Raw genomic sequence first — 24836 nt, 5'->3', positions numbered from 1 at the left:
TTTTGAAGTCGCTTGCTATCGGCGCTTTAAGGCGTTGCGTAATTCAGCGGTCTGATTTCTTCTCCCCTTGGGAGAGCGCTAGGGTGAAGGGAATCTCACCGGCTCTTTAACAATTTGGTGTCACTATTGCGCAGTACTCCAACAGTCTTTATGTTGGAGTACAATGCGCATACTAAAGCCATATTCATGGAGACAACATCATGGCAGTCACGAACAGCGCAACAAAGAAAGCCACCAATATCACCTTGTCTGCCGATGTGCTGGCCGAGGCCAAGGCATTGAATATCAATATTTCGCAGGCCTGCGACCGACACCTGCGCGAGTTGGTGCGCGGCGAAAGAGAAAGGCGTTGGCAGCAAGAGCATGCCGAGTTTATCGCAGCCTACAATCAAACGATTGAGCAAGACGGTTTGCCGCTAGACGAATGGCGGTCTTTCTGACATGGCGCGCTTCGATGTTTACCGCAATAGCAGTACAACGTCCGACGACGTGCCGTATCTGCTGGATGTGCAAAGCGATGTCTTGAATTCTTTGGACAGCCGAGTCGTCGTACCGCTGCGCCGGCTTGATCGCTTTCCGGCAGTCAAATTACCCACTAATTTGAGCCCGATTGTGGTGGTCGATGGTCTTGAGTGTGTGTTGGAAACGCCGAAATTGGCATCGGTTCCGGCTCGGATTTTGAAATCACCGATGATGTCGTTGGAAGCGCAGCGGTTTGAGATAGGGGCAGCGTTGGATTTTTTGTTTCAGGGGTTTTGATTGATTTTGTGTCGCTATCGCGGCTTATTTTGATGTCGGGTCTCGGCCCGACAGCCGAGTGACTTTTCTTTGCTTGGCCAAAGAAAAGTCACCAAAAGAAAGGCCACCCGACATTCCGCCTTACTCCTGCGCTTCTCGCTTTTGCCGAGGGTTTTCGGAAGGGGCTTCCCTGCCCCTCCGAAAACGAGCGGCATCCCTGCCGCTCCCCTGCGGGCTATTCTCGCCAAAAGCTGCGATGCTCGGGGCAGAATAACGGGAATAGTCCACTCCAACTGATAAAATGTGTAGCTAAGGTTTTTTGGTAGGCTGGGTTGGAACGACAGTGTAAACCGAGCTCTGGCCTATATCGCTGGGCTTCGCGTTGCTCTGCCCAGCCTACTAGTTGACTTAGATGAGGAATTTAATGAGCGACGATCCAAAAAGAACAACGCCTATCGGCCTTGCTCGTTATGCAAGAGAATTTTTCGATTTTGCGTTAGCAGCTGACGACAAAATAGGACATAGACCTGGCTTTGAGTCTATTGCCCCCATACCAGTCATGTATCTTATGGGGCATTCGATTGAGCTTTGTCTGAAGGCATATCTTGTATTCTGCGGTGTTCCCTTGCGTGATCTTAGAACCAAGAAATTTGGACATGACATCGTGAAGTGCCTAAAAAAAGCTAATGAACTTGGCTTAGGGTCGCTCGTTAATCTAGAAGACATGGAGTATGACGCATTCGAAGTATTAAATGAGCTGTATTCAACGAAACAGCTGAATTACATTGTGACAGGAGGAAAGGTGTTTCCGATTTTCGGTCTTGTGGAGTCGGTTTGCAGAAAGTTACTGGATGCAGTTTGTCCACTGGTTGGGTATAGATAACGAAAACCACTTAAGGAATAACGGGTAAGCGCTTTGTCTCTCTTTTGATTCGGAATTAACTAATGTGTCGAACAGTATTGGTGCTGATTCTTTTGCTTGTACCCTACTCGGTTGTTCATGCGGGAGATGGTAGCTCTCTAATTATTAGTTGTAAAAGCGCAGTGAAACTACTTAGTGGTGATACTGGAAATGAACGAGATCATCGAGGATTGAACTATTGCGCTGGCTTGGTCAATGGTGTGATGGCAACAATGGTAATTAATGGTAATTCTCCGTCTGATGAAGCTCGGAAATTTGGTATTTGCCATCCTACTGACAAAGGACAGTTCTTATCCATTGATCCATCTATTCGAGTTGTTCTTAAATACCTTGAAGAGCACCCAGAAAAACTACACGAAGCTGATGCTGTTCTCGCTATAACAGCACTTAAAGGTGCATTCCCATGCCCTTAAGCTTGTTGGCTTTTGATACAAACTCCGGTTTGGTAACACATTTTTGTGGCCGAGAAAACCAGGAGTTTTTGGCAACCAAAATTTCCAAGATTTCTATTAAATTTTGGGACGCTTTTGCTCCCGTTATTCCGCCCCGAGCATCGCAGCTTTTGGCGAGATTAGCCCGATAGGGGAGCGGCAGGGATGCCGCTCGTTTTCGGAGGGCCAGGGATGGCCCTTCCGAAAACCCTCGCCAAAAGCGAGAAGCGCAGGATAAAGGCGGAATGTCGGGTGGCCTTTTCTTTGAATACTTTCTTTTGGCCACGCAAAAGAAAGTATTTCGGCTGTCGGGCCGAGACCCGACATGCAAAACCAGCTTCGCGATAGCGACACCAATGAAACAAACATCCCAAAACCAACAAACAACTGAATATGACCAGCATATCCCTCCCAATTTTCGGCCAAGGCAGCCAACCCGCCGAGGAAGACGGCGTCGAACTCGACTATCTGGCGATGCCGGAAGAAATGACGACGTATCGGATGCCGACGATTTCGGTGGACTTGAACGCTGCCGATCTGGCGCAGGCCAAAACCGCGTTGCAGCAGCTTGAGCAGGATTTGGCAACGTACCCGGCAACCAGCCAAGCCATAGACTTGATCAAACTGGACCAAACCAATCGCCAGTTCGTCGACGAACTGCTCGGCGAAGGCGAAGTCAGCATGCTGTGTAACGGTACGCAAACCTTGCGGATTCAGGAATCGGTGCTGGCCGGTGTCTGGCGTTCGCAACGTCTGGATGCGCAAAAGCAAATAATTACAGATACATTGGAAGTTGGCATCATCCCGCGAGCTATCCTGCAAACTGCATTCGCCGATGCCGCTAAAAATATCGATACTGACATGAGCGCGCTGCCGGACGGGGTGATGAACGCGCCGCCGCTGCTGGCCGAGTTGAATGCCAAAATCGCCGAGTATCAACCCGGTGCCGAAGCGCATATCATCAACTTGAGCTTGCTGCCGCAAACCGAGCAGGATTTGGCGTTTCTGGAACAACGTTTGGGCAGGGGCGCGGTGACGATTTTGTCGCGTGGTTACGGTAACTGCCGGATCGACGCTACCGCCACCCGCAACGTTTGGTGGGTACGATATTTTAATTCGCAAGACACGCTGATTCTCAATACCCTGGAAGTCAGCGACGTGCCGAATGTGGCGTGCGCGTCGGCGGAAGACATCGCCGACAGCCATCAGCGTTTGCAGGAAATTTTGCAGGTGTATTTGTGACTGAAGGTTTCTTCGCCGGGGCTTATGGCGGCGATGCCTCGCGCTTGCCTCCCGAGGCCAAGCTGGAATGCAAGATTTGCTGGCACGTCTATGACCCTGCCGAAGGCGATGCCGTTTGGCAAGTGCCGCCCGGCACCGCGTTTGTCGATTTGCCCGACCATTGGAGTTGCCCGCAATGCGGCGCGCCGAAGCAGGGCTTTTTGGTGCTGGACGACTAAGTATGTACTGGCAGGATGGTGAGCAGATTCGGCAAACGCTGGAAGCCGTGTTTAACGACATCCTGGCTCAACGGATGCGCGACATGCCGGTACTGAATCCGGCATTGGCGGTGCGAGCCCTGGGGTTTAACCGCTACAACGCCGATTGGGTGGGGGTGTTGATTACGCCCTGGTTTATGAATCTGTTACTGCTGCCAAGCGCGGAAAGTCGATGGTCGGCGCAAGCGCCAGGAACCAAGTTTGACCAGGCTTTTCCGTACGGCAGTTTTGAGTTTGTCGTCGCCGACGAAGTGCAACTGGGAAGGTATGCGCAATGTTCGCTATTTTCGCCGATGTTTCAATTTGCCGACCAAGCGGCGGCCGTGGCTGCGGCGGAAAGTGCTTTGCAAGCTTTGCTAGCCGTTCCCGCGCCACGAGCGATCAGCCGCCGCGATTTGTTGCGCGGCAATTTGGTAAGACCTTAAATGACGCCGGCGGGCGAGATTACTCTCGAACTGACGCATCGCGCCGGGCAGGTCGCTGCGGTGAAGATAGACTCGACGCGTCCCGATGCGGCGCGGGTGTTGATCGGCAAAACGCCGGAGCAAGTGTTGAGCATGGTGCCACTACTGTTTTCTTTATGCGGCAATGCCCAGGCTTACGCGGCTTTAATGGCCTGCCGCGCTGCCTTGCAGATGACCGCCGAGCCGGAAGCGGATGCCGCTCGGGAATGTTTGCTGCAACTGGAAACCGTGCGCGAACACGTTTGGCGGATATTATTGGATTGGCCGGTTTTGCTGGGTCAGCCCGCGGATAAGATCGCGCTTGCCGCGCTGTTAAAATTGGATAGGCAGTTCAAATCGTTTTTATTCAAGGATGGCGAGGCGTTTAAGCTGGATAGCCAGTTGCAGATCGACGGAGCGTTTTTGCAGACTTTGCTTGATGAATTGACCGGCTTAATTGATGAAGCGATTTTTGCTGGCGGCCGTAGCGGATTTCTGGCTGCTAGCAACGAAGCGCATTTGCGCGACTGGTTGGATGAAAATACAGGATTGGCCGCGCGACTATTGAATGCCGTATATCAACGCGATTGGCCGGCGCTGGGGAGCAGTACTGTGGTGGGTTTGCCGGAATTGGAGCCGGCCGAACTGAACTGGCAGATGCAAAACACAGATCTTTTGGCCTTCTGTCGGGCGCCGCAGTGGCGGGGCTGTTGTTTTGAGTCGACGCCTTTGAGTCGTCAGCAAGCGTCACCCTTGCTCGCGGATTTGCATGGCCGTTACGGCAATGGTTTGTTGCTGCGCTTTGTTGCCGTGTTGATGGAAGTGGCAGTAATTCCGCAGGGAATAAGCTCAATGGCTGGCATGACGTCGGCGTACGCCGGCGATGGCCTTGGCTTGGCGCAAGTCCAAGCCGCGCGCGGCTTATTGATTCATCGCCTGGAGTTGCGTGAAGGCAGGGTGTACGATTACCGCATCGTGGCGCCGACCGAATGGAATTTTCACCCCGATGGTGTGTTGGCCCAAGGTTTAAAGTCTTTGCAAGCGGACGCTGTCGATGGTTTGCGGCAGCAGGCGGAATGGCTGATTAACGCGGTGGACCCTTGTGTGCAATACCGACTGGTGTTGACGCCGGAAAACTGAACTACACAGAGCAATCATCATGCACGAAATGTCGCTCTGCGAGAGCGTGTTACAGATTATCGAACAGCAGGCCAAGGCCCAGCAATTTGCCAAAGTCAAAGCCGTGTGGCTGGAGATAGGCGCTTTGTCGGGCGTGGAGCCGGAGGCGATGCGGTTTAGTTTTGAAGTGGTGATGCAAGGTTCTCTGGCCGACCAGGCCCGCTTGGAAATTATCGACGTGCCGGGTGTGGCGTGGTGCATGCCCTGCGGCTGCGAGGTATTGGTACAACAGTTATACGACGAGTGCCCGCAATGCGGCAGTCATCAATTACAGATCGTCGATGGCGATCAAATGCGAATTAAAGAACTGGAGGTAGAGTAATGTGCGGCGTATGCGGCTGCGGCGAGGGCCATACCCACTCGCACGATGAACCACACGATCACGACGATGCTCATGATCACCACCACAGTCACGAGCATGGACATCACCATCATCACGAACATACTGCAGAACATTCTCATGCGCCGGGTCTGACTCAGGCGCGGATGGTGCAGATCGAGCAGGATATTCTGGCCAAGAACAATCGTTATGCCGAGGAAAACCGCCGCTATTTCAGTGAACGCGGCATGCTGGCTTTGAATCTGGTGTCCAGTCCCGGCTCGGGCAAAACCACGCTGCTGACCGAAACCATTCTGCGGTTGAAAGAGGAGTTAAGCATCGCGGTGATCGAAGGCGACCAACAAACCGCCCGCGATGCCGACCGCATCCGCGCTACTGGCGTGCCGGCGCTGCAAATCAATACCGGCAAGGGCTGTCATTTGGACGCGCACAGGGTCGGTCATGGTTTGGAAAGTTTGAATCTACCCGAGCATAGTTTGTTGTTTATCGAAAACGTCGGCAATTTGGTGTGTCCGTCGGCTTTTGACTTGGGTGAAGCGCATAAAGTGGTGATCCTGTCGGTCACTGAAGGCGAAGATAAGCCGATCAAATATCCGGACATGTTCCATGCCGCCGATTTGATGATTCTCAACAAAACCGATCTGCTGCCATATCTGGATTTCGACAGCGCGCAATGCATTCAATACGCGAAACAGGTCAACCCACGCATCAAGGTATTGTCGCTATCGGCCAAGACTGGCGAAGGCATGGACAACTGGCTGACCTGGCTGCGGGCTGAGATGGCTTTGCAGCGCATAGCGTATGCTTAAATCACTATGCGGTAAGATTTTTTCTGACCGTTTACCTTCATTTTCGAGGAAAGGATATGCCGACTAGTCAAGAAATTTACCAACAAATCAGCCACTTAATGCCATTGGAGAAATTGCGTTTAGCAGAGATGTTGCTTGCCGATCTGGATGCGCCGAATCCGGAAATCGATGCTGTCTGGCGCGACGAGGCGCAAAAACGTTGGCAAGGCTATAAAGATGGCAAGCTAAAATCAGTCAGTTATGAAGCGGTTATGCAGAAATATAAATGAAGGTTGAATTTCTCGAAGCCGCGCAAGCCGAGCTCGATCAGGCCTTTGAATGGTATGAAATACAGCAAAATAATCTAGGTTTACAGTTTTTACACGAGTTCGATGCTGCGATTAGGCGAATTACCGCGTATCCAAAATCCTATACGTTGATTGGCAATGAGATAAGACGCTGCCTGATAAAACGTTTTCCGTATGGTGTTTTGTACGGCCTTGATGAAGGCAAAGTTATCGTAATTGCCGTAGCGCATTTGCATCGAAAACCTGATTATTGGATGGAAAGAATTGGGTGATAAGGTCTCAACCTGAAGCCCGCATGCAAAAAGTGATGCGAAAGCAAGCGCCGAATTAATCTACAACATCAACAATCAGCTTATGTGCCTAGCCCTCCCTGCCCAAATTACTGACATTGATTTTTCAACACAGATGGCGACGGCCTCGGTGGATGGTGTCAAAGTGGAAGTGTCGCTGGCCTTGGTCGATGATGTGAAAGTCGGCGACTATGTGCTGGTCCACGTCGGTTATGCGCTGAATAAAATCGACGAGGACGAGGCCTTAAAAACCCTGGCCTTGTTTGCGGAAGCCGGTTTGACGGCGTCATGAAATACATAGACGAATTTCGGCAGCAGGATTTGGCCAAACAATTGGCTAACAGCATTGCGCAAACCGTCAATCCGGACCGCCATTACCGGTTAATGGAGTTCTGCGGCGGCCATACCCACGCGATTTTCCGTTACGGCGTGCAGGATTTAATGCCGGGCAATGTCGAATTCATCCACGGCCCCGGGTGTCCGGTGTGTGTGTTGCCAACGGGACGCATCGACAACGCGATTCAATTGGTCGAACAGCACAACGTAATCCTCTGCACTTATGCCGATCTGATGCGGGTGCCGGGCGGCGGCAGACAAAGTCTGCTCAAAGCCAAGGCGGCCGGCGGCGATATTCGCATGGTTTATTCCACCCAAGACGCCTTGAAAATCGCCCGGGATAACCCGGACCGGCAAGTGGTGTTTTTTGCGATTGGTTTTGAGACCACTACGCCGCCGACTGCCGTTGCCATTAAACAGGCACAGGCCGAAGGACTGACTAATTTCTCAGTGTTTTGTAACCATGTGCTGACGCCGGCCGCGATGCAAGCCATTTTGGATGCGCCGGAGCCGGTACAAATCGACGCCTTTCTCGGCCCGTCGCACGTCAGCAGCGTGATCGGCAGCAAGCCCTACGAAACCTTTGCCGAACACTACGCCAAGCCCATCGTTATCGCCGGTTTCGAACCATTGGACGTGATGCAATCGGCCTTAATGTTGATCCGCCAAATCAATGCCGGTCAGCATACAGTGGAAAACGAATACAGCCGTGCGGTGACCCGCGACGGCAACATCAAAGCCCAGGCTTTGATGGCCGAGATATTCGAGTTACGGACGCACTTCGAATGGCGCGGTTTGGGGTTGATCCCGCACAGTGCATTGAAATTAAAAGCTCATTACGCCGAGTTCGACGCTGAACAGCGCTTCGATATGCCAGCCATCCAAGCCGGCGATGTCAAAGGCTGCGAATGTCCAGCCATCCTGCGCGGCGCGAAAAAGCCGCAGGATTGCAAATTGCTGGGTACGGTCTGCACTCCGGAAAACCCGATGGGCTCGTGCATGGTATCGTCGGAAGGGGCTTGCGCGGCCTACTGGAGTTATGGGCGACTGCGGCAAAGTTAGAAAAAGCGGGCGCCGTGTAACGCCCGCTTGGGTGGCCCTTGTTTAGCGGGCGAGGCGATGCGGCTTATTTATAGATTTCCGCTGCAGCCGCTTTCAGTTTGGCTTCGTCGCCTTGCATCGGTTTCATCATGGGGTTTGTCGACGCTTTAGCGCCGGCAACCAACTCGTCGGCGGTTTTGAATTTAGCTTTCAAGGCATCCACGGCCGGTGCGACCGAGCCGTTATGGCAACCTTTGCAAGTAGCCGCGGCATCGGCGCTGGCCAGTGAAGGCGTGATGGCAACAGCTGCCAGTGTCAATAAAGCGAGTAGATTTGTTTTCATGAACGTTACCTCGTGTTAATTATTATTTTTAGACTACGGTCCGGACAAGCGTCCAAACCGCTGGTGCGGATGATTTTAGGCATCGGCATGGGTTTTCTACCATAGCCGGAAGTTCCAAGCAATCGCCCGAGGATTTGGGACAGGAGATAAGCAGTGTTGCAGGGGAGGGGCGAGTATGCTCAAGCCGACGGAGATTAAATAACTATTTTAGGAAGTGCTGGTCCGCGCTTGCGCTCAGTAAACCGCGTCGTGATCGCCAATATTGATGGGAATGATCCGGCCGTCTTCGATCAATAATTCCAATGTAATGCGGTAAGACAAATTGATGGAAACCGAATGCAGTCCAGCCAACTTGCCTTGCAGTGGATGCAAACGGAGCGACGGGTGAAACGGATTGGCTTCCAGTAACTGTAAGGCCTTTAAATACGGTTGCCGGAGTGCCGGATGGCGTTTGATAAAGCGTGCGGCTTTTTGGTTGTATTGCTCGGTAAAAACCAAGGCATACGCCATTACAGCGTGTCCAGCCGCGCCAAATGCGCTTCCGGCGACTCCTGCGTGAAGCGGCCGGCCGCCAAATCCGCGCGGGTTTGCGCCAACGCTGCATCCAGTTCGCATTCGCGCAAATAGTGGTAATGGGCGATGTCCATCACCACAAAACGCTCCTTGCCGCGTACCGACACCACCGCTTCCGGTGCCTCGGCCAGCGCCGCCTCGATAGCAGCGATACCTTTGGTTTTTAAATCGTTGGCGCTAATGTGCGACATCGGCATTCCCGGCAGTTAAGTTAGGCGCTAATGGTGTGCTTAATCGTGTGATTTATCAAGCGATCTTTTATACTCAAAAAATCAGGGCTATATGTCGCTCAGCATCTACTGCCTGTACACCATTGGTCATGGAAGGGCCTTTTGGGTATGTTTCAAACGTGCTTGAGTTGCGGTTGAATGCGTGTATCTAAATGGATACAATTGGCCCATGAATTATGTTGTGCAGCAAACGGAATCGTTTGCAAAATGGCTGGCGTCTTTAAAAGACCTGCGTGCCAAAACTGCAATCTACCGCCGTATTGACCGGGCGCAGGCCGGCAATCTTGGCGACACCAAAGCGGTGGGCGAAGGCGTTTGCGAGATGCGCATCGATCTCGGTGCGGGTTACCGCGTTTATTACACAATACGTAACGGCATGATGATTATTTTGTTGGCCGGCGGCGATAAGTCCACGCAACAGTCCGATATTCAACGTGCGATTAAACTGGCTAAAGAGGTTTGAAACATGAGTGAACAACTACTGCCTTTCGATATGACCACGCTGCTGGACAGTGACGAAGCCATCAGCGAATACCTGAACCAAGTTTTGGAAGAAGGCGATAGCGACGAACTGATCAGAGCCTTGGGCTATATCGCCAAAGCCAAAGGCATGGCCATGATCGCCAAGGAATCCGGCCTGGGCCGAGAAAGTTTGTACAAAGCGTTGGCGCCAGGCGCCAAACCGCGCTTCGACACGGTGTTGAAGGTTATCCGGGCATTAGGCGTAAAGTTACATGCCGAGCCGGTTTGAGCTGCCCGTCCGCAACCTGGGCAGGGAATGGCTTGATGCAAGGATTAGCCAAATAGTACGACGTGCCGAACAACGTGATGCGCTTCGCTTTCGCTCAGCACATCCAACGGCCCAGCGAGTTTTGGTATGAGTTTGAATAATTCGAAAGAAACGGAATTACAACGAAATGCCCGTTGGTTATTGCGTCATACAGTCTTAATTGTTGCCTTTACTACGTTTAGCGGACTGCTCTCAGGGTGTCTTGCGTGCTTTGGAGCATGCGATGCTCTTCCAAGCGTCACAAAAATGGTTGTATTTAAGGGGAACGATGAAGCGGTATATTTCGATATTCCCGCCCGTAAAAAATATAGGCGTGCCGAGCTTGTAGGTATCTATATCTATAAGATAGATTTAGGGCATCCAATTCCTTATTGGAGTATGTCGCAGAAAAGTTACACAGATCGAGGCAAGCTGGCGAGTGAGGAGCAAGATCTAGCGTGGCCATTGCGTTACGGGCAAATGGGGCCGTTAACAGAAGTCAACTCTGAGCCTAAAGAGTTTGAGAATGGCAGGTACCGGGCAGAAGGAACGGTACGGCTATATGACGAGAAAGGGAAAGAATTTTTCGATTTTTCTGATCTCTTTCTTTATGAAAATGGCGCTGTGTATGATTACCCTACTGAATAAACGATCTAGAACTCCTAGTTCCGACTAGCGAACCATAATTTGCCCCTTGTCCCCAACCAATCCATCCGTCAGCTCTTCAAAAACTCAAACCCATGTCCTACTTCCATTCACTCAACCTCAAATCCGGCCAAGTCGATCTCACCCACGGTGGTGGCGGCCGGGCGATGGCGCAATTGATTGCCGAACTGTTCATTAAGCATTTCGACAACGACTTGCTACGTCGGCAAAACGATCAGGCCTTGTTCGATGTGCCGGCCGGGCGCTTGGCGATCAGCACCGACGGTCACGTGATTTCGCCGCTGTTTTTTCCGGGCGGCGACATCGGTTCGCTGGCGGTGCACGGCACGGTCAACGACGTGGCGATGTCCGGCGCTAAACCGCTTTATCTGAGCGCCGGCTTCATATTGGAAGAGGGCTTGCCGTTGGCCGACCTGGAACGCATCGTCATCAGCATGGCCGCTGCCGCCAAGGCCGCCGGTACGCCGATTGTCACCGGCGACACCAAGGTGGTGGAGCGCGGCAAGGGCGATGGGGTGTTCATTACCACCACCGGCGTCGGCATCGTGCCGGACGGGGTGAATATTTCCAGCGACCGCGCCGAAGCTGGTTGCGCAATTTTGCTCAGCGGCAGCATCGGCGACCACGGCGTGGCGATCATGGCTAGCCGCGAGAACCTGCAATTCGAAACCAGCATCATCTCCGACTCGGTGGCGCTGCACGGCATGGTCGCCGATCTGGTCGCGGCGGCGCCGGCGGCGCTTCGCTGTCTGCGCGATCCGACCCGCGGCGGCTTGGCGACGGCCTTGAACGAACTAGCCGGTCAATCCGGCATTGGCATGGTCATCGATGAGGCGGCGATTCCGGTCAAAGCCGAAGTCAAGGCGGCTTGCGAAATTCTCGGTCTCGATCCGCTGTATGTCGCCAACGAAGGCAAACTGGTATGCATTTGCGACGCCGCCGCCGCAGAGATATTGCTGGCGGCGATGCGCAAGCATCCCTTGGGGCGCGACGCGGCCATCATCGGCCAAGTCATCGCCGACCCGCACCATTTCGTGCAAATGACTACCGCTTTCGGCGGCCGACGCATCGTCGATTGGCCGGTCGGCGAACAACTGCCGCGCATCTGCTGATGCCCGGCAAGGCCATCCGCGCGCGCGGCGTGGTGCAGGGAGTCGGCTTTCGGCCGGCGATTTGGCATCTGGCGCGCGAGTTTGGTTTGGCGGGATCGGTGTGGAACGACGCCGAAGGCGTGATGATTCATGTCTATGGCAATGCGGCCGACCTGGAACGCTTCGCCGCAGCCATTCCCAAACAGCTACCGCCGCTGGCGCGTTTGGATGCCTTGGAAATCAATGATTTAGCAGGGGAAGCGGCGGATAGCGAATTTCGTATCGTCGCCAGCCAATCCGGCCGCGTCGAAACAGCAATCGCCGCCGACGCCGCCACCTGCCCGGATTGTTTGGCGGACATAGCCGATCCCGGCAACCGCCGCTACCGCTACCCGTTCACCAATTGCACGCACTGCGGGCCGCGCCTGTCCATCGTCCACAGCGTACCTTACGACCGCTGCCACACCAGTATGGCGGTATTTGCGATGTGCCCGGAATGCCAACGCGAATACGATGACCCGGCCGATCGCCGTTTCCATGCTCAGGCCAATTGCTGTCCGGTTTGTGGGCCGCAGCTCTGGTTGGAGGCGGCTATCGGTCCCTCGCTCGGCGTGGGAATGCAGCCGGAACCGGCGCGCGGTCCGGGACGCCGGAGCGTCCAAGACGGGGTTCCCACGCGGAGCGTGGGAATCATGAACGCAGGCGTGATGAACGATGTCATTCACCAAGCCGCGGACTTGATTCGTCAAGGCTACATCCTCGCCATCAAAGGTCTGGGTGGTTTTCACCTCGCTTGCGATGCGAGTAATACCGGGGCTGTCGACAAGCTCAGACAACGCAAGCGCCGTTACGCCAAGCCGTTTGCGTTGATGGCGCGGGATGCAGCGATGGTAAGCCGTTATGCGCTGATCAATTCTCGGGAACTGTCAGCCTTGGAGGACCGCGCCGCGCCTATCGTGCTGTTACCAGCGCAAGGCGAATATCTAGCGAGCGGCGTTGCGCCGGGCGACGACAAGCTGGGGTTCATGCTGCCGTACACGCCCTTGCATAGCTTGCTGATGCAAGAATTGCAGGCGCCCATCGTGTTGACTTCGGGCAATATTTCCGACGAGCCGCAATGCATAGCTAACGCCGAGGCGCGGGAAAAATTAGCGGGCATCGCGGATTATTGGCTGCTGCACGACCGTGACATCGTTAATCGCCTGGACGATTCGGTAGTGCGTTTGATGGATGGCAACATGCGCATGCTGCGTCGGGCGCGCGGCTATAGTCCGGAGGTTTTGGTATTGCCTCCGGGTTTTGCGGAATTCGGCAATATTCTGGCGATGGGCGCCGAGTTGAAAAACAGTGTTTGTTTGCTGAAAAACGGCCAAGCGCTGGTCAGCCAGCACATCGGCGATCTGGAAAACGCCGCCGTGCAACTGAATTACCGGCACACCATCGATTTGTACAAAAAGCTTAACGACTTTCGGCCGGTAAAGATTGCAGTCGATAAGCACACCGGCTATCTATCGACCCAATACGGTCAGGCCTTGGCTGCCACTGAATCCATCGAATTAGTCGGCGTCCAGCACCACCATGCCCATCTGGCGGCTTGTCTGGCCGAACATGGTGTTGATCTGAACGCACCGCCGGTATTGGCGGCGATCTTCGATGGTTTGGGCATGGGTGAGGATGGTGAATTATGGGGTGGCGAATTTTTATTGGGCGATTACCGGAGTTACACGCGGCTTGGATATTTCCAGCCTATTGCCTTACTCGGTGGTGCCCAGGCGATGCGCGAACCCTGGCGGAATACTTATGCGCAACTGCGGCATTATTTCGATTGGCCGATTTTACAGCGTGACTACGCGGATTTGGACTTCATGGGGCTGTTGGTCGGCAAGCCTTTGGCAACGCTGGATACGATGCTGGCGAAAAATCTCAACTCGCCGCTCAGCAGTTCCTGCGGGCGCTGGTTCGACGCCTTTGCCGCTGCTTTGGACTTACATCCCGAGCAAGTGCATTTCGAAGGCCAAGCGGCGATTGCCATGGAAGTGTTGGCGACGCCGGTATTTAATGAGGAGCAGGCTTACCCGGCGACCTGGTCTATGAAACTGAACGGTGACCTTCTGGTATTAAGTTGGCGAGACTTCTGGCGAGCGGTATTGGACGACCTGACACGCGGCACCGGCAAGGCTCGCATAGCCGCCCGTATACATCACACCCTGACTGCCGGGACGGTCGAAGTGCTGAATCGATTGAGTCGTCAAACCGGCGCAGATTGTATTGTCTTGAGCGGCGGCGTGTTTCAAAACCGCTTGTTGCTGGAATCGGTCTGCGAGCAATTGCGCCAACACGGCAAAACCGTGTTATCGCCGCAACGCTATCCGATGAACGACGGTGGATTGGCTTTGGGCCAGGTGGTGATCGCGGCGACGGTTCATGGATGATATGCAGTGTTGATAGGGGGGAATTGCGGACCATGTCGTCTACCAGTTAATCTGTGTGGGAGACAATTGGCGATCGATGTCGGTTGATGATTTGCGTTAGAATGTTTTGCTGTTTCCGTTTCAACGCAAAAGCGTCAGGTAGTTCCATAAAATGGCAGCAATACTCATCACTTTGAAACACATTGTCAGTAAATCTTACTCAACGAGGCAATTATGAAAGCAAGAGGACGAATGAAAAAACTATTAATGTCAGGCCTGTTTTTCGCTTGTATCCCTTATTCCGAGGGTTATGCCGCAACCACGCTTTATACCCAAGACTTCGAAAATCCCAATGCCGGCGCATTTGTGAACGATAGCGGTGATGTCAATATTTTTAATCCTATCAACGCCCTTTATGGTGGGCAGCCGGCCGGTTTCCAGTTCGCTCAAACCTTTACCGTGGAAACATTGCGAATTGGCGGCACACAGGCTTGGGGGGCCGGGTTTCTCGACCCGCAAGCGCGGGCGGGAAACTATGCGATCAGTATGCTTTCGAGCGCTCAGAACGATCTTTTAGGTCTGTCCTTTAATATTGGAACACACAAATATCTGAATTTTCAGATGGATGTGTCCTCGATAGATTTGGATAGATGGGGTGGCCCTTTTGTCGCTTCGGGAGGCGTTGCGCCAGTGTTTCGTTTCTCGCTTTTTGACAATCCCGGCGGCGGTAACGGAGTAACTGGAGGGACATTGTTAAGTTTCGCGGATGTAACCGGGACGGCAACGGCGCTGAAGAATACTTTCGATTGGACTAACCACATCATAGCGCTTGACGCGACAGGGAACACCAACGGCAACGTGATATTGCAAATCGATGAGTTGCAAGGCGGCTATGCGGCGCTGGATAACTTTGTGATCGCGGCATCCGATAAACCGAGCGACGTCGGCCAAGTGCCGATACCAGCTGCCGCCTGGTTATTTGGCAGCGGTTTGCTGGGATTGCTGGCTCGGCGACCAAGCAAGCGCCGCTAACGGACTTAGGTTTAACCATCGTTCAAACGGCAAGGCGGGTTCCCTAGTTGATCGGGCAGGGCGGGACCAATGTCTCACCCTGTCTGCCGTTGTCAAACCTGTTTCTCAAACGCCACCTCAAACCGGCCATAACGCTGCAAAATCGCTGGCAACAGCAGTAAGTTCAGCATGGTCGATGAAGCCAAGCCGCCAATGATGATGGCCGCCATTGGCCCCATGATTTCCCGGCCCGGATTATCGCTGCCTATCGCAATCGGCAGCATGGCTAGTGCGGTGACCAGTGCGGTCATCAGGATGGCCGGCAGGCGTTCCTGGGCGCCGCGAATCAAGGTCTCCGTCGACCAGATCTGACCTTCCAGCTCAATCAAATGCCGGTAATGCGAAATCAGCATGATGCAATTGCGCACAGTGATCCCGAACAAGGTGATGAAGCCGACGAAGGAACCCACCGACAGCGTGGCGTCGGTGATGACTACCGCCGCCACGCCGCCCAATAGGGCAAAGGGCAGGTTTAGCAAGGTCAGTAACATGTGCCGCAGGCTACCCAAGGCGATGAACACGAAAATCAGCACGCCGGCGCCGGCCAGCAGGGCGTGGATGATCAACGTTTCACGGGCCTTTGCTTGTTCCAGCGCCGCGCCGATGAACTCCGGGTAACTGCCGTCGCGCCAGCTGAGCTCGTTTTGTACCCGCTGTTTCAGTTCAGCCATGAATGCGTCCATATCCCGGTCTTCCACCTTGCAAGTGACGGTCTGGATGCGTTGCGCACCTTGATGCAGGATATTGTAGCGGCCTTCGCCGTGGCGAATTTCGGCCACTTCGCCGAGCAGCACCCGCTTGCCTTCGCTGTTTTTCAAGGGCAACTGCGCCAGATAATCCGGCTGGCTGCGCCATTCCGGGGCTAATGCTACCGCCACATTGAAAATCCGGTTGCCTTGCAGATGCTTGCCGACGATGCGGCCTTCGTAAGCGGTTTGTAGGGCGGTCATCACTTGCGCCGGGCTGATGCCGCGAAACTTTAACTGCTCCAGGTTCAACTCGACTTGCAGTAAGGCCGTGGCTGGCGGTGAGCGCAATTGCACGTCTTCCGCGCCGGGGATGGTGTTGATCAGTGCGGCGAGTTGCTGTGCCTTGTGGTCCAGTTCGGCCAGATCGTTGCCGTAGATATTCACCACCACCGGCGCGGTGTAGCCGGAAATAGTTTCATCGACCCGTTCGGTCAAAAAGGTGTTGGCTTCGTAATTGATGCCGGGGAATTGTTCCAAAACATCGCGCAAGTGGTCCAGCACCTGCTGTTGTTCTTCGCCGGATAATGGTTTTAGCCTTACTTCGTATTCGCTGTAGTGGCTGCCATAAGTGTCGGCGCCGCGTTCGGCACGGCCGGCCCATTGCGAGACCGATTCCACACCGTCGATAGCCATGATTTGCTCGGTGAGCAAACTGCCGACGCGGATGGATTCTTGCAACGAAGTACCCGGTACGCTGGCGGTGTGGACGATGAAATGGCCCTCGCGCAATTCCGGCAGGAATTTATGATCCAATCGCAGAAAGGCGGCAACGCCGATCAAGCAGGCAAGCGCGCCTAGCATCGCCACGGTTTTGAAATGCCTGATAGCCCAGAGCAATTGCTTGGCATACAGTGGTTTAAGCCGGCGCAACACGGGTGGATCGCTATCGTCCGGCAGCTTGTTGCGAAACATTAAATGGCATAGAGCCGGTGTCAGCGTTAGCGCCACCAACAATGACATCAAAATCGCCAGGATATACGACACGCCCAGAGGAGCGAACAAGCGGCCGCTGACGCCGTCCAGCGTCAGCAGAGGCACAAACACCAAAGCCACGATGAAGCTGGCATAAACCACCGAACTGCGAACTTCCAGCGAAGCCTGATAAATTACAGTTTCCGCGCTATCCGGAAAGATTTTTACGCGGTTTTCGCGCAGGCGCCTAAAGATGTTTTCGGTGTCTATAATGGCGTCGTCCACCACCTCGCCCAGCGCAATCGCCAGCCCGCCCAACACCATGATATTCAGATTGACGCCAGATTCCAGCAGTACCAGCGCGGCGGTCAGCAGCGACAACGGAATGGCTGTAGCGGCGATGAAGGCGCTACGCAGATTGAACAAGAACACATATAGCACTACCAGTACGAACAGACCGCCGATCAGTAAATGCCCGGACAGGTTATGCACCGAGGTTTCGATGTAATCCGCCGGCCGGAATAAATGCGAGTAGAAATCCACGGCCTGCTGCTTGAAAATCGGTTGAAACTCTTCCAATACGGCCTCGACCTGCCGCGACACCGATAAGGTATTGGCGCCGTACTGGCCAATCACCATCATCACGATGCCAGGTTTACCCATGATTTGCGCCGCGCCTATGGGCGGCTCGGCGCCATAACCGATCTGCGCGACATCGCCCAAGGTCACGTTCATGCCGTCCTGGCGTTTAACGATCAGTTGCTTGAATTGCTCGGGATTGACCGGCTGGCCGCTGATTTGTAACGTAAAGCGCTGGTTGGCGTTTTCAATGAAACCGGCGCCGTTCATTTCCGCCGCCCCGGCTGCTGCGTTGACAATGTCGTCTATTGAGAGATTAAAGCGTTGCAGGGCCGCCGGTTGTAACTGCACCTGTAGTTGCTGAATATCGCCGCCGAATACGTTCACATCCGCCACGCCCGGCACCGCCAGTAGGCGCGGCACCAAGCTCCAATCCACCAAGCCGCGCAGTTCCATCAAGGTCTTGCTGTCCGAACTGATGCCTATCGTCAATACTGTTGCCGACGAAGAAGATAAGGGTACGGCAATCGGCATTCCCACGCCAGGCGGCAGTTGCTGACTAAGGCCGTCTAGCCGTTCGCTGATCAATTGCCGGTTGCGGTATACGTCGCTAGTTTCGTTGAAGGTGGCGGTGACGATGGAGAGGCCTTGAATCGATTGCGAGCGTAAGGTTTGCAGCCCAATTAAGCCGCCAACGCTTTTTTCGATTTGCTGAGTCACCAGCACTTCCACTTGCTCGGCAGCCAGGCCGGGGGCTTCGGTCTGGATGATGACTTGTTTGGGCGAAAATTCCGGAAAAATATCCAGACCGGCGTTAGCCAGACGGTAACCGCCGTAAACGAACAGCAGTAGCGCCAGGGCCACGACGATGCCGGAATAACGAATGGAAAAACGGACCAGAAGTGCAAGCATGAGCGACGAAAGGGGTGAAATAGCGGGCTATTGTGCCTTGTCGGTCAGGATTGGTCCATGTTGATACGCTGCTTTCCTGGCTATGCGGATAGAAAGAAGGCTAAGCTGTGTGGTGATTTTCGAGCGGAATGGTGCTTAAAAAATCGCCTCCGCGCTAGTGGCGGAGGTGAGCGTTGTAGATTTTTTAAAATCAGGAAAGCGATTTTTTGCGGGACAAGGCGATGAAGCCCAATAATGCCGAACCCATTAAGCCAAAGGCTGTCGGCACAGGAACTGGGGTTGTGGTGGTTAATAGTCTGAACTGTCCATCCCATTTTGTCGGGCCGGTGAAGTTCAAGCGAAAACTATGCAGGCTGGCAAATACCGCAGGATTAGTAAAGTCGCTGAAACTTACCAAGTAATTATTGTTGCTGGTAAACGTTTTGATACCGGAACTTGAGCTGCCGTTGGCTACCATTTCCACGTTGACACCCAGATCGATTGCCAACACCTCCAGCAGGATGGCGTTGCCGTGAGCGGTTAAATCGAGCGGATCGAAATTCCACAGAATGGAAGCGCCACCGGCCGAACGGCCATCATTCGATATGATCAGCTGGTTGCCGCCGGAAACGATTTCCGTGGTGTTGGCTGAGGCGGTTCCCGAGGCTTGAGCGATAAAGGTCCTCGAGGCATTACTCAGGTCCGTGCCGGTAAGAGCAGACACTGTATCGCTGGTAGAGCCTGCGCTACTGCCGTCGTCGAATGCGGTTTGAGCATGGCTGAAATTATCAATCGTCAGTATGCCTGCTTGGCTTTGGCCGGATAGCACTAAGCCCAGGCTTAGCAGCAAAGGCGCGAGGTTTTTGTGAAAATGTTTAGCATTCATATGAGTTATCCGTGAGCAGAATTGAAGTTTGGAAATCAGAAGATTTTGACGGCAGGCGTTAAACCGCTACTAGTTTTTTGGCGTTTGCCGCCGACAATGCCCAAAGCGCCTATGATCAATAAAGCGGTGACGGAAGGTTCCGGGACCGTTGATAACTGGCTGAAGTCAGCGTCCCAGGCGGCATGGGTGCCTCGTAATTTCAGCTCCAGACTGTTTAGGTTCTTGAAAGCCGCAGGATTCGAAAATTGTGAGAAATCAAATCTAATAGTGCTGGGTGAACCGATTGCAACGCTGGCCAAGTTCTGAAAACTTAGCAGCGAAGTACCGTTGGCGATCATTTGAATTTGGTAACTGGCGTCGCTAGATTCTGTCGTCAGCAATATCGCGTTAGCGAAAGTAGTGAAATCGACCGCAGCGAAGTTGTAAAAGATACTAGCGGTGCCGGCTGAATTGCTGCTGTTACCGACCGTTAACAAGCCGTCTTCTACAAAAATTCTGGTGGTACCGCTAGGGGTGGGGCTGGAATTTAAGGTTCGTTGCAAATTGCTTAGATCAGATCCGGATACATTAACTGGGCCATTGACTGTGTTTGTAGTGGACTGACGGGTGGCAAAATTATCGATCACTGTTGCCGACTCGGCGGCTTGAGTGAAGAAGGCTAAAATCAGGATTAATCCGGATAAGGGCATTTTCGGCATTACAGCATTCATGTCGATTCCTTTTTGTCAGTGGCTGAGAGATAAGTGATTCGCGTGCAAGCCATTGGGTTGCATAGTGCGTCACTCTAACTAAGCATTAGTAATGCCAACTTAATTTAGATTAATCCAATCAATTATTTAAATGTGATTTGGTAGCGCTTTTTCAGCTGAGCTGCTGACAGCCGGGGCAGAGGTTACGACAGATTTGGCAGGATGGCATGGTGCTGTCATGCGTGGCATTTAATAATGAGCGCAGTTGCTGCTTGTGGTCTTGGTGAGTGAGTGGGAATGTTTCCGATACTTTGCCGATCCTTTCAAAGTGCGATAGCATCGTACTAACACCTTCAATCTGGAGTTCAGCCTCATGGATAGCCAACATATCGATTTGCACCGCTCCATTATCTCCCTAAGTTGTGCGTTGGATTTAGTTGGTATCGACGAAGTCAAGCACGGTAAGCGGGTCGCGATGATGGCTTGGCACATTGCCGGTAAACTCGATTGGTCGGCTGTCGATAGATTGAGCATTCTATACGCCGGCATGTTGCACGATTGCGGGGTGGCAAAGGTTCGCGAGCATAGGCATTTGACCGAATCTCTGGAGTGGGACGGTGCGGAGGCGCATTGTTTACGCGGTGCGGAATACTTGCAAGCCTGCCCGCCGCTGGCCTATCTGGCGGAGGAAATCCGCTATCATCACACGCGCTGGGAGCAATTGGTTGAATTGCCGCTGGTGCCCCGGATAAAGTTGCGTGCCAATCTGTTGTTTCTGGCTGATCGGATTGACGTGTTGCAAGCCCCGTATTTGGCCAGCGAGCAAATTCTGGTGGCTGCGCCCAAAATAGTGGAGCGCTTACTGAGTTATTCGGGATCGCTGTTTGCGCCCGAGCTGTTGGCTGCATTTGCGGAACTGGCGAAAAGTCAGGCGTTTTGGCTGGCGATGGACCCGGATTATCTGGATGAGGATTTACGCGAATTGGGGCGTGATTTGCCGACGGTAGACTTGACTTATCCCTCGCTTCGGGAAATGGCGCGGCTGTTTTCGCGAGTGGTGGATGCGAAAAGCCCGTACACCGAGCAGCATTCTGAACGGGTTGCCCAAATCTCCAGACAATTGGCATTGGATTTGGGTGTGACCGGCTGCGATCTGGAGCAGGTGGAAATTGCCGGTTTATTGCACGACATTGGCAAATTGCGGGTTTCCGAGGACATCATAGACAAGCCAGGCAGCTTAACTGCCGAAGAGCGGGCCTGCATGCAGCGCCACAGTTATGACACGTACCGAATTTTGCAAAGAGTGTTTACCGACTCAAAAATTCCGCAATGGGCGGGTTTGCACCATGAAAATCTGCGTGGCGAAGGATATCCGTTCAAGACCATCGGCAAGTCTTTGGAGTTGGAGTGCAGGGTTATCAGTGTGGCCGATATTTTTCAGGCCTTGGCCCAGTCCCGTCCATATCGCGAGGGCATGTTACTGGCTGACATTATCCAGCACCTCAGGCAGCGCGTGGCGGAAGGGGTTTTGGATGGCGAGGTGGTTGCCAAGTTGATCGAGAATGCGGACTTTTATTACGAATTGGCGCAAGGCAATTACTCGATGGATTAAACCGGCGGCCAAAGGGCTATGCTTGTCCGCGACATCCAGGCCTGGGCCTTTTAAAATATTCGCTCGAAGCCGAAAACACAAAAGCCGGAGACATCTTTACGCCTCCGGCTTTTAGCGACAGCGAGCTAAATGGCTGATTACGCTTGGCGTTGTTTTCTGGTATTGAAGCTTATCAAACCGAGTAAGCCGGAACCCATCAGCCATGCTGCTGCTGGCACCGGGACAGCGGTAATCGGACCACTTCCGCCATTGTTGTCCAGGCAATATTCAACATAGAGCTCGGCAGCTTTGAAAAAATAATCTTTGCTACCATAATCCTTCACGCCCAATACGGCCGTCAATGAAGCGAAGCCGGTTTTGGAAAGAAAATCGCTAACATCCAAGCTGATATATTGTTTGTAGCCATCGACTTCGGTCCAGCTTGTGGAAACGTTGGAGCCGTTAATCGATGTTATACGGGCGTATTCGTTTTTGTCTTTTAACAGGCCATTTAAGATGATGGAGTCGTCGGCCGATGTTGAGTCGTCACGCAACCATATTTTCAGCAGAGCGCTGTTGATAAAGGTGGTGTCCAGCTGATAGTTGAAGTTAAGGGTGTAGCTATCGTTACTGCTAATGTTGTCGGCTTTCGAAATTAGCGTGCCGTTGCTGCCGCCTGATAACGTCAGGCTCAGTTTTTCCAAATCGCAAGATGCTTGATTGCCGCAGCTACCGTGTTCTGGCTGATTGTCGTGTTCATGTTCGTGTTCAAACCAATTTGACGCAAAGGCGGAGGAAGTGAATAGGGCCGAAGATAATAGGATGGAAGCAGTAAATAGCGTTTTCATGGCAAGTACCCGGAGTAATGAATGGAAATTTATCGGAGGTGATTGGACGCAGAACAGGATGTGTGCGGCAAATCATCTGGTGAGCAGTTTATCCGGGTATGTAACGTCGTTTAATTGTCCGTTCGTGCCATGACAATTTTGTCATGGCGGACGGTTTGGGCGGAGTGCTTGGATAGCGGGATCGCTCAGGTGCGGTATGGATTACCTTCCATCCGAGTCGACTGTTGGGCAATAATAACAACTCACAGATCTGAAAGCGGTATCACAAAGCGCGAATTGCCCGCTCATTTGCTTAAAGAGGCGGCCGAGAATATTTTGCGAAAACACCGCCTCAATTTTTGCAGGCGGTGTTTATTTTGAGTCCTCTCAGATGCGGCGTTTCCCGATAAATCCCAATCCCGCCAGTGCCGCGCCAAACAGCCATGCGGCTGCAGGTAACGGCACGGTCGTGATCTTGATCGAGGCATTTGCCGTTAATACATTGCCGTTGGATAGCGTGTCGGTGTCAGGATCGAACAAGGGATTAAACGGGCTGCGGGTGAATAAATCGTAAGTCAGTACAATTTGGCCGAAGACGGTGCCTTGCGCGGCGTTGTCAGCAATTTTAAAACTACCGACGCCGGTTTGGCTGGCGGCATCGAACGTTTGCCCCCAGACGGTGCTGGCGCCAAAGCCCGGGCCTACAACGAAGAAATTGTCGGGTGCGCTGATGAAGTCCGTGAATATACCTGGGGAGGTAGAGGACTGAAATTCCGCACCGGTCACCACGAGGTAGTTTTGCGTGTTGGTGAGCAGGAAGCCCCAGCCCACGGTATCGCCCGCATCGCCTTCGATTAAGCCGTTTGTTGGCTCTAATTGTAGTGAGGTCGCGGCTTGGGTGCTGGGAAGAATAAACAGTAAACTGGCTAACAGGATAAGTTGCTTGATCATGAGAATATCTCCTTAGTTAGGGCTAGCGAAATTGGTTGGTCAGCGTTTTCGATCCGGTTACTTCACCGTTGTTACTGCTAAACGGGATGACAGCTTTAAATCTGGCGCTATTCGGGCAGCCGCTAAAATTGATTGTGGTGGTGCCGCTCACTTTAGCTCCTGCCCGGATGTTGCCGACGCCTAATGGAAAAGATAAGGGGCTTGTAATAACTGGACTACAAGCGGCTCCAGAGGTTTGTGTAAGGGTTAAGTCATCGATCTGGGTATTCTCGGCGATACATCCGCTCTTGTTTGACAGGGTGATAGTCCATCGGCGTTCAGTTTGAGTACCCGATTTAGCGGTGATAGATGCAAACAACTCAGGAAGTTCAGCTACTCCACAACCCACTGGGTTTTCTATAAACCGGTCAGAAAAGTCCGTTTTAACATCGTCCCAGACAATTAAATTGTCAATTGCAACACTAGCGCCTGAGATATTGTAAAAGTAGGCGAGAGCAAGGCGTGAGCCATCAGGTATGGCACCCCATGGTGAGGCATCATGGTAGCGCTGTGTTGTAACAAGGTTTCCATCAAGATAAAGATAAAGCTTACGTCCACCAAATTGCGCAATACCTGTTTCATTCCATACCATCGCATAATGGTGCCAGGCTGAACGGTCACCAAGAGTGCTATCTAATGTTCCGGATTGGGTTGCAGTGTCCACTAACCCATTACAATAGCCGTCAGTCGCAACCCCCACTGTCCCGTAAAAACCGAAGCCGCCGCAACCGTTATTAGACCCAAAACCAATTCTCCAGTGAAATATCGGAAAATTAGGTGGTGGCACGTAGAAAATCATAGTCACTGCATCAAAAAAATTACTTGGGAAATTACTGAGTTTTGCCCAGAATTCTATTGTTCCCTTACTTTTTGACACAACGGATGTGGCAGGAAAAGTTAAGGCAAACACGTTTGAGTTCCCAACGTCATTCACAAAAGACTGACCAAAATTAGCAAAAGGGCCTGGCGCGAAATGCCCAGCTGTTTTTTGGCCTCCAGGCCCCACTTCGCTATTCGCAATCTCAGCATCACTGCCCAATTTGTTCCATAACACCACATTCCCGGTTTCAGCTTGGGCTGCAGGGCTGAACAAGCCGAGCAAAGCCAACAGGCATGCGGTGGCAGATAGGGTTTTGCGTTTAATTCCGTTCATAGAATCCTCCTTTAGGGAGTCAAGAAATACAATATGCCGCAACCCGTTTATGGTGTCGGTTAGCTGGGTAGGGCAGGCGAATAGTTAGAATTATTGTAAG

30 protein-coding genes are annotated in these 24836 nt (G+C 52.9%); 21 read left to right on the top strand and 9 right to left on the bottom strand.

Annotated features, from left to right (window positions below; translation table 11 throughout):
- The first annotated feature begins 200 nt into the window (after positions 1-200).
- The 14 genes from JWZ98_RS19165 (at position 201) to hypD (ending at position 8336) form a co-directional block, all read left to right on the top strand.
- Positions 201-440, top strand: a complete 240-nt coding sequence (locus JWZ98_RS19165; RefSeq protein ID WP_020483425.1) for a type II toxin-antitoxin system CcdA family antitoxin — start codon at positions 201-203, stop codon at positions 438-440.
- A gap of 1 nt (position 441) precedes the next feature.
- The gene (locus JWZ98_RS19160; RefSeq protein WP_205451379.1) at positions 442-759 is read left to right on the top strand and encodes a CcdB family protein; all 318 of its coding nucleotides are present in this window, start codon (positions 442-444) and stop codon (positions 757-759) included.
- A gap of 403 nt (positions 760-1162) precedes the next feature.
- Positions 1163-1621 carry a hypothetical protein gene (locus JWZ98_RS19155; RefSeq protein WP_205451378.1) on the top strand — a complete coding sequence of 153 codons (459 nt, stop codon included), beginning with the start codon at positions 1163-1165 and terminating at the stop codon, positions 1619-1621.
- Positions 1622-1683: 62 nt separating this feature from the next.
- Complete coding sequence (locus JWZ98_RS19150) at positions 1684-2073, top strand: Rap1a/Tai family immunity protein (protein ID WP_205451377.1); 390 nt, start codon at positions 1684-1686, stop codon at positions 2071-2073.
- Positions 2074-2484: 411 nt separating this feature from the next.
- Positions 2485-3333, top strand: a complete 849-nt coding sequence (locus tag JWZ98_RS19145) for a hydrogenase expression/formation protein (protein ID WP_205451376.1) — start codon at positions 2485-2487, stop codon at positions 3331-3333.
- Positions 3330-3551, top strand: a complete 222-nt coding sequence (locus tag JWZ98_RS19140; protein ID WP_205451375.1) for a rubredoxin — start codon at positions 3330-3332, stop codon at positions 3549-3551. The genes JWZ98_RS19145 and JWZ98_RS19140 overlap by 4 nt, the downstream gene beginning before the upstream one ends.
- Positions 3552-3553: 2 nt before the next feature.
- Positions 3554-4015, top strand: coding sequence for a [NiFe]-hydrogenase assembly chaperone HybE (hybE, locus tag JWZ98_RS19135; RefSeq protein ID WP_205451374.1), 462 nt, complete (start codon positions 3554-3556; stop codon positions 4013-4015).
- The gene (locus JWZ98_RS19130) at positions 4016-5173 is read left to right on the top strand and encodes a nickel-dependent hydrogenase large subunit (RefSeq protein WP_205451373.1); all 1158 of its coding nucleotides are present in this window, start codon (positions 4016-4018) and stop codon (positions 5171-5173) included.
- A 19-nt stretch (positions 5174-5192) separates the two neighbouring features.
- Positions 5193-5534, top strand: a complete 342-nt coding sequence (gene hypA / locus JWZ98_RS19125) for a hydrogenase maturation nickel metallochaperone HypA (protein WP_205451372.1) — start codon at positions 5193-5195, stop codon at positions 5532-5534.
- A complete protein-coding gene (gene hypB / locus JWZ98_RS19120; RefSeq protein WP_205451371.1) occupies positions 5534-6361 on the top strand; it encodes a hydrogenase nickel incorporation protein HypB in 828 nt (275 codons plus the stop codon). Before hypA ends, hypB begins: the two co-directional genes overlap by 1 nt.
- Before the next feature lie 56 nt (positions 6362-6417).
- Positions 6418-6630: an addiction module protein gene (locus JWZ98_RS19115; RefSeq protein ID WP_101054291.1), complete on the top strand. Its 213-nt coding sequence runs from the start codon at positions 6418-6420 to the stop codon at positions 6628-6630.
- Entirely contained in the window at positions 6627-6920 is a 294-nt protein-coding gene (locus JWZ98_RS19110; RefSeq protein WP_101054287.1) for a type II toxin-antitoxin system RelE/ParE family toxin, read from the top strand. Before JWZ98_RS19115 ends, JWZ98_RS19110 begins: the two co-directional genes overlap by 4 nt.
- An 82-nt stretch (positions 6921-7002) precedes the next feature.
- Positions 7003-7230, top strand: coding sequence for a HypC/HybG/HupF family hydrogenase formation chaperone (locus tag JWZ98_RS19105; RefSeq protein ID WP_101054284.1), 228 nt, complete (start codon positions 7003-7005; stop codon positions 7228-7230).
- On the top strand, positions 7227-8336 hold the full coding sequence (hypD, locus tag JWZ98_RS19100; RefSeq protein WP_101054282.1) for a hydrogenase formation protein HypD: 1110 nt from the start codon (positions 7227-7229) through the stop codon (positions 8334-8336). The genes JWZ98_RS19105 and hypD overlap by 4 nt, the downstream gene beginning before the upstream one ends.
- A gap of 64 nt (positions 8337-8400) precedes the next feature.
- On the opposite strand, the gene JWZ98_RS19095 is transcribed toward hypD, so the two are convergent.
- The 3 genes from JWZ98_RS19095 to JWZ98_RS19085 form a co-directional block, all read right to left on the bottom strand.
- Entirely contained in the window at positions 8401-8658 is a 258-nt protein-coding gene (locus JWZ98_RS19095) for a hypothetical protein (RefSeq protein WP_101054279.1), read from the bottom strand.
- A gap of 234 nt (positions 8659-8892) precedes the next feature.
- The gene (locus JWZ98_RS19090; RefSeq protein ID WP_101054276.1) at positions 8893-9168 is read right to left on the bottom strand and encodes a plasmid stabilization protein; all 276 of its coding nucleotides are present in this window, start codon (positions 9166-9168) and stop codon (positions 8893-8895) included.
- Positions 9168-9422, bottom strand: a complete 255-nt coding sequence (locus JWZ98_RS19085; protein ID WP_101054273.1) for a prevent-host-death protein — start codon at positions 9420-9422, stop codon at positions 9168-9170. Before JWZ98_RS19085 ends, JWZ98_RS19090 begins: the two co-directional genes overlap by 1 nt.
- Positions 9423-9630: 208 nt before the next feature.
- Here JWZ98_RS19085 and JWZ98_RS19080 point away from each other — a divergent pair, with 208 nt between their 5' ends.
- The 6 genes from JWZ98_RS19080 to JWZ98_RS19055 all read left to right on the top strand — a co-directional run bounded on the left by JWZ98_RS19080 (position 9631) and on the right by JWZ98_RS19055 (position 15430).
- On the top strand, positions 9631-9924 hold the full coding sequence (locus tag JWZ98_RS19080; protein WP_205451370.1) for a type II toxin-antitoxin system RelE/ParE family toxin: 294 nt from the start codon (positions 9631-9633) through the stop codon (positions 9922-9924).
- A gap of 3 nt (positions 9925-9927) precedes the next feature.
- Positions 9928-10212 (top strand): addiction module antidote protein, encoded by a 285-nt coding sequence (locus JWZ98_RS19075; protein WP_205451369.1) that lies wholly within the window; start codon positions 9928-9930, stop codon positions 10210-10212.
- A 126-nt stretch (positions 10213-10338) separates the two neighbouring features.
- The gene (locus JWZ98_RS19070; protein WP_205451368.1) at positions 10339-10878 is read left to right on the top strand and encodes a hypothetical protein; all 540 of its coding nucleotides are present in this window, start codon (positions 10339-10341) and stop codon (positions 10876-10878) included.
- Positions 10879-10970: 92 nt separating this feature from the next.
- Positions 10971-12008 carry a hydrogenase expression/formation protein HypE gene (hypE, locus tag JWZ98_RS19065; protein WP_205451367.1) on the top strand — a complete coding sequence of 346 codons (1038 nt, stop codon included), beginning with the start codon at positions 10971-10973 and terminating at the stop codon, positions 12006-12008.
- On the top strand, positions 12008-14419 hold the full coding sequence (gene hypF, locus JWZ98_RS19060) for a carbamoyltransferase HypF (RefSeq protein ID WP_205451366.1): 2412 nt from the start codon (positions 12008-12010) through the stop codon (positions 14417-14419). The genes hypE and hypF overlap by 1 nt, the downstream gene beginning before the upstream one ends.
- A gap of 231 nt (positions 14420-14650) precedes the next feature.
- Entirely contained in the window at positions 14651-15430 is a 780-nt protein-coding gene (locus JWZ98_RS19055; RefSeq protein WP_101054257.1) for a hypothetical protein, read from the top strand.
- 92 nt (positions 15431-15522) lie between these two features.
- Here JWZ98_RS19055 and JWZ98_RS19050 read toward each other — a convergent pair whose 3' ends face one another.
- The 3 genes from JWZ98_RS19050 to JWZ98_RS19040 form a co-directional block, all read right to left on the bottom strand.
- The gene (locus JWZ98_RS19050) at positions 15523-18621 is read right to left on the bottom strand and encodes an efflux RND transporter permease subunit (protein ID WP_101054254.1); all 3099 of its coding nucleotides are present in this window, start codon (positions 18619-18621) and stop codon (positions 15523-15525) included.
- 190 nt (positions 18622-18811) lie between these two features.
- A complete protein-coding gene (locus JWZ98_RS19045) occupies positions 18812-19486 on the bottom strand; it encodes a hypothetical protein (protein WP_033159127.1) in 675 nt (224 codons plus the stop codon).
- Between the two features lie 35 nt (positions 19487-19521).
- Positions 19522-20196: a PEP-CTERM sorting domain-containing protein gene (locus JWZ98_RS19040; protein WP_205451365.1), complete on the bottom strand. Its 675-nt coding sequence runs from the start codon at positions 20194-20196 to the stop codon at positions 19522-19524.
- 352 nt (positions 20197-20548) lie between these two features.
- Between JWZ98_RS19040 and JWZ98_RS19035 the strand changes: the two genes are divergently transcribed.
- The gene (locus JWZ98_RS19035) at positions 20549-21787 is read left to right on the top strand and encodes an HD domain-containing phosphohydrolase (RefSeq protein ID WP_171697534.1); all 1239 of its coding nucleotides are present in this window, start codon (positions 20549-20551) and stop codon (positions 21785-21787) included.
- A gap of 137 nt (positions 21788-21924) precedes the next feature.
- On the opposite strand, the gene JWZ98_RS19030 is transcribed toward JWZ98_RS19035, so the two are convergent.
- The 3 genes from JWZ98_RS19030 to JWZ98_RS19020 all read right to left on the bottom strand — a co-directional run bounded on the left by JWZ98_RS19030 (position 21925) and on the right by JWZ98_RS19020 (position 24736).
- Positions 21925-22614, bottom strand: a complete 690-nt coding sequence (locus JWZ98_RS19030; RefSeq protein WP_205451364.1) for a VPLPA-CTERM sorting domain-containing protein — start codon at positions 22612-22614, stop codon at positions 21925-21927.
- A 366-nt stretch (positions 22615-22980) separates the two neighbouring features.
- Positions 22981-23544: a VPLPA-CTERM sorting domain-containing protein gene (locus JWZ98_RS19025; RefSeq protein WP_205451363.1), complete on the bottom strand. Its 564-nt coding sequence runs from the start codon at positions 23542-23544 to the stop codon at positions 22981-22983.
- Between the two features lie 22 nt (positions 23545-23566).
- Positions 23567-24736, bottom strand: coding sequence for a LamG-like jellyroll fold domain-containing protein (locus tag JWZ98_RS19020; protein ID WP_205451362.1), 1170 nt, complete (start codon positions 24734-24736; stop codon positions 23567-23569).
- Positions 24737-24836 lie beyond the last annotated feature (100 nt).

Source organism: Methylomonas sp. EFPC1 (genome assembly GCF_016925515.1).
In the GTDB taxonomy this organism is placed as follows: Bacteria; Pseudomonadota; Gammaproteobacteria; order Methylococcales; family Methylomonadaceae; genus Methylomonas; species Methylomonas defluvii.
This window is presented reverse-complemented; position numbering and strand designations above follow the sequence as displayed.